This is a genomic window from Synechococcus sp. R55.3 (genome assembly GCF_047461975.1).
Classification (GTDB): domain Bacteria; phylum Cyanobacteriota; class Cyanobacteriia; order Thermostichales; family Thermostichaceae; genus Thermostichus.
The window spans coordinates 1-3,819 of sequence record NZ_JANSIG010000137.1 but is presented as its reverse complement, the minus strand read 5'-3'; the positions used below and the strand labels follow the sequence as shown (position 1 = coordinate 3,819).

The 3,819-nt window shown below is 60.6% G+C and carries 4 protein-coding genes; all 4 read left to right on the top strand.

The features are described from left to right. Window positions 1-348: hydrogenase nickel incorporation protein HypB (gene hypB / locus NW849_RS14050; RefSeq protein ID WP_414358431.1), on the top strand; the 348-nt coding region annotated here is incomplete at its 5' end. Window positions 349-470: 122 nt separating this feature from the next. After that, a complete protein-coding gene (locus tag NW849_RS14045) occupies window positions 471-2,357 on the top strand; it encodes an AAA family ATPase (protein ID WP_414358428.1) in 1,887 nt (628 codons plus the stop codon). A gap of 166 nt (window positions 2,358-2,523) precedes the next feature. Then, on the top strand, window positions 2,524-2,799 hold the full coding sequence (locus NW849_RS14040) for a hypothetical protein (protein ID WP_414358425.1): 276 nt from the start codon (window positions 2,524-2,526) through the stop codon (window positions 2,797-2,799). 33 nt (window positions 2,800-2,832) lie between these two features. Next, the coding region (locus tag NW849_RS14035; protein ID WP_414358432.1) for an LL-diaminopimelate aminotransferase at window positions 2,833-3,819 on the top strand (987 nt) is incomplete at its 3' end.

Genomic DNA, 3,819 nt, shown 5'->3' with positions numbered 1-3,819 from the left:
CAACTGGATTTGCTGCTGGTGGAAAATGTCGGCAACTTGGTCTGCCCGGCGGAGTTTGAGGTGGGGGAACACGCCAAGGTAGCCCTGCTCAGCGTCACAGAAGGGGAAGACAAGCCTCTCAAGTACCCGATTATGTTTCGAGAGGCGGATTGTCTACTGATCACCAAGGTGGATCTGGTTCCTGTCTTAGAGGTGGATTTGGAGCGGATCCAGGCCAACATCCGCGAGATCAACCCTTCTGTGCCGATTTTTTGTCTTTCTGCCAAGACGGGCGTCGGGCTGGAGCCCTGGCTGGGCTGGATCCGAGAGCAGATTCTCCTGGCCCAACGCCGACAGCAGCCGCAGTGAAGGGTATCATACTGGGCATCTGGCCGTGGAACTCTCCTCACCTGAGCTGGCCAGGCAGGGGATGAGTTAGCACCTCTGGCGGGTCAATTTCAGATAACGTGTGTGGATGGAAAATCCCGGCTATGGCCAATTTAAGCGACTTTGTACAGGGCATTGAGCAGTTGATCGAGCTGGCTCAGAAGCTGGATGAGAAAAAACAAAGTGGAGAACTGCGAACCGAAGTCCGCATCCAAACCCGTCCCCTGAGCAGTTCTATCCCCCCTTCCGGCTCCATCCCTCGCCGCCGCAGCCATGCCCAAACGGGGGATCCCCCCTGGAGCAGCGAGCCCCGAGTGGTGTCTGCAACCCGCTTTCAGGAACCATCCCAGGCTGCTGTGCCCGACTCGCCATCAACTTCTGCCGACCGCGCAGAGTCTTGGGCTGGGCCACGTCTCAAGGATGTGGGTGGGCTGAAAGAACAGTTGCAAATCCTGCGGGAGATGGTAGAGCTTCCCCTCAAGCGGCCCGATCTGCTGGCCAAGCTGGGGTTGGATCCGCCCCGCGGCGTGTTGTTGGTAGGCCCCCCCGGCACCGGCAAAACCCTGACGGCCCGCGCCCTGGCCGAGAGCCTGGGGGTGAACTACATCGCCATTGTCGGCCCGGAGCTGATCGGCAAGTATTACGGCGAGGCGGAGGCGCGCCTGCGACAGCTTTTTGAAAAGGCGGCCAAATCGGCTCCCTGTCTGGTTTTTATTGACGAAATCGATGCCTTGGTGCCCAACCGCGCCACCGTCGAGGGGGAAGTGGAAAAACGCCTGGTGGCCCAAATGCTGGGGCTGATGGATGGATTTGTGGCCCAAAAAGGGATCGTGGTGCTGGCAGCCACCAATCGGCCCGAGGCTTTGGATCCGGCTCTGCGGCGACCGGGGCGCTTTGACCGGGAGGTGATCTTCAAGGTGCCGGATCGGGAGGGGCGGCGGGAGATCTTGGCCATCCACACCCGCGACATGCCCTTGGCGGAGGATGTGGATCTGGACAGCTTGGCGGATCAGACCTTGGGCTTTGTGGGGGCAGATCTGCGGGGGTTGTGTCAGGCGGCAGCCTATGCGGCTTTGCGGCGGCAGGTGCCCGATTTGGGATCCCCCATCCCCGACTCGTTGACGGTCTCGGCGGCAGATTTTCAACAGGCTCTGCAACAGGTGAAGCCGGCGGTGCTGCGCTCGGTGGAGATCGAATCCCCACAGGTGAGCTGGGATCAAATTGGCGGTTTGGATCACGCCAAGCAGATTTTGCAAGAGGCCATCGAGGGATCCCTGCTTCACCCTGAGTTGTACGAGCAGGCTCAGGCCCAAGCACCCAAGGGGATCCTCCTGAGCGGGCCGCCCGGCACCGGCAAAACCCTGTTGGCCAAAGCCATCGCTTCCCAGGCTAAGGCCAACTTCATCGCCGTCTCCGGCCCGGAGCTGCTCAGCAAATGGGTGGGATCCTCCGAGCAGGCGGTGCGGGAGCTGTTTGCCCGTGCTCGGCAGTGTGCCCCCTGCGTGATTTTCATCGACGAGATCGATACCCTGGCCCCGGCGCGAGGCAGCTACTCCGGGGATAGTGGGGTCAGCGACCGCGTTCTGGGGCAACTGCTGGCAGAGCTGGACGGGATCCGCCCCAGCCAAGGGGTATTGGTGGTGGCCGCCACCAACCGCAAGGCCAGTTTGGATCCCGCCCTCACCCGGGCCGGCAGGTTGGAGCTGCACTTGAGCGTGGAGCTGCCAGATCGCAACGGGAGACGGGAAATTTTGGCGGTTCACAACCGCAAGCGTCCCCTGGGGCCCGATGTGGATTTGCAAGGGTGGGCTGAGCAAACCGAAGGTTGGAGTGGTGCCGACCTCGCCCTGCTCAGCAACCGCGCCGCCATCGCTGCCATTCGTCGCCACCGGGCCACCTCAGAGTCGGTGGATGCCAAAACCCTGGTCATCCAACAGGAAGACTTCTGTCGGGCCTTTGCCGAGCTGCAGCAGCAACGCCAAGCCGGCTGACCAGGAAAACCGGGTTCGGCGCTCCGCGCTGCTAAAACGAACAAGCCCCGACTTACCGCTACGCGGTTCGCCTTGGCGGGCCGTAGGCCTTAGCAAGCCAGTAGGGCGGCTTTTGCTTTATCGCTACGCGATGCTTTCGCGAACGCCTCTGGTGGCACAGAGCGCTATGATCTTTCTCGAGGCACTGGTGAAAGTCAGTGTATTGCGTCCGGAGCTGAAGTCAGCGACTTTCCCACAGTTGCACCAGTTGGCTTTGGCCTCTGGAGAATTGTATTTCAGAGCCCTCGTCGCCTTTTGGCGCGTGGTGCGCAAGAAAGGTCTGTGGCTCAAACCCACCGGCCTCCTGCGCTGGTTCCCCAACACCTCAGAGAATGAGCTCCATGCCCATAGCGCTGTTCGCCTCTGGCGGCGCGGAGCGCTTGAAAGAATCCCCTGCTTTTAGGGGGGAATGTCAACTCCTCTTCGGCAAATCTCCATGGCCAGGATCAACGACCATTTCCTTAAGCTCAAAGCCGGCTATCTTTTCCCTGAAATTGCCCGACGGGTACAATCCTTTGCCGCCGCCCATCCCGAAGCTCAGATCATCAAAATGGGGATTGGCGATGTCACCGAGCCGCTGCCGGAAGCCTGTCGGACAGCCATGATCCGGGCGGTGGAAGAGATGGGGGAACGGGCCACCTTCCGCGGCTATGGGCCAGAACAAGGCTATGAGTGGCTGCGCCAGGCCATTGCCCAGCACGACTTCCAAGCTCGCAACTGCGATATCGATGCTTCCGAGATCTTCGTCTCCGATGGCTCCAAGTGCGACTGCGGCAACATCCTGGATATCCTCGGCCACGACAACACCATTGCCATCACGGATCCCGTCTATCCGGTTTATGTGGACACCAACGTGATGGCGGGCCATACAGGGCCAGCCAACGAACGCGGCGAATATGAGGGCCTAGTCTATCTGCCCATCACCGCCGAAAATCACTTCACCGCCAGCCTGCCCAGCCAAAAGGTGGATGTGATCTACCTCTGCTTCCCCAATAACCCCACAGGTGCAGTGGCCACGCGGGAGCATCTGCAGAACTGGGTGGACTATGCCCGTGCCCACAACTCCTTGATCCTGTTCGACGCCGCCTACGAAGCTTACATCACCGAGCCTGGGATCCCCCACTCCATCTACGAGATTCCGGGGGCGCGGGAATGCGCTATTGAGTTCCGCTCCTTTTCCAAAACCGCTGGGTTTACCGGCACCCGCTGCGCCTTTACGGTAGTGCCCAAGTCTGTGCGGGGGCAAGCTGCCGATGGATCCTGGGTGGATCTGTGGAGCTTGTGGTATCGCCGCCAATCCACCAAGTTCAACGGGGTGTCCTACATTGTGCAACGAGGGGCAGAGGCAGTTTATTCCGAAGCGGGGCAGGCGCAGGTGCGAGGTCTGGTGCAGTTTTACCTGGAAAATGCCCGCATCATTCGC